The organism is Enterovibrio qingdaonensis, from assembly GCF_028683135.1.
GTDB lineage: Bacteria > Pseudomonadota > Gammaproteobacteria > Enterobacterales > Vibrionaceae > Enterovibrio > Enterovibrio qingdaonensis.
This window is the reverse complement of the sequence record NZ_JAJUBB010000066.1, coordinates 1-723: the sequence shown is the minus strand read 5'-3', so window position 1 is coordinate 723 and position 723 is coordinate 1. Positions and strand designations below refer to the sequence as shown.

The 723-nt window shown below is 46.9% G+C and carries 1 protein-coding gene; it reads right to left on the bottom strand.

The genetic code is table 11. The annotated features are described in order from the left end of the window. Nucleotides 1-534 (bottom strand): IS110 family transposase (locus tag LRP49_RS25140; protein ID WP_274146410.1); only part of this gene is annotated, 534 nt, incomplete at its 3' end. Nucleotides 535-723 lie beyond the last annotated feature (189 nt).

The window sequence follows — 723 nt, the reverse complement described above, 5'->3', positions numbered from 1 at the left end:
AAAGCGGTTGCGGACTTCTTCTCTGGCATAGGGATAGCGAAGCTGAAGGTTTGGTGCAGGATGATTGTACTGGCTGAAGGTGTTGGAGACATGGGCTTTCAAGTCGGCTCCGTGACGCATGATTTTAGTACGGCGACGAAGTAAATCACGAGTTGCGCGCATGGCTTTTGGATAGACATAAGCGAGAGGGAAGTTTCCGCCACGCAGCAGCGAAGCAATTTTGAATGAATCAATGCGGTCGTTTTTTGTTTTGCCACCGTGAATAGCTTTCATATACAGCGCATGGCCAAGCACAAAATCAAAGGCGTAATCGAGGCAAAGGTCACTGACCCAATACCAGCAGTGCATGCACTCAACACCGACCACAATCTGGTCTTGAAAGGGGGCGAGAATATCTAAGAGTGCGTCAGGATTGGCATCTATTTTCTTGTGAACCACCTTGTTGCCCGCAGAATCAAGGATACAGACGTAAAGAATACGCGCATGCAGATCGATACCGCAGTAATAGTCGTGTTGAGTGTTATAAAATCTCATTGGGTCTTCTCCTTTTTGGGTTTCGTCGCCTTCCAGCTTAGCCAGACGGTTAAGCTGGAGGAGAAGGCTCAATGAGTATCAAAGCATTTAAGAGTGATTCACCACGCTTGGCGTTTTTGGTTTGAGTTAAGTTTAGTGATTACGGTGGTAAAATCAGGCTTTGTGATAGCGTGGTTCACACCTTAATGC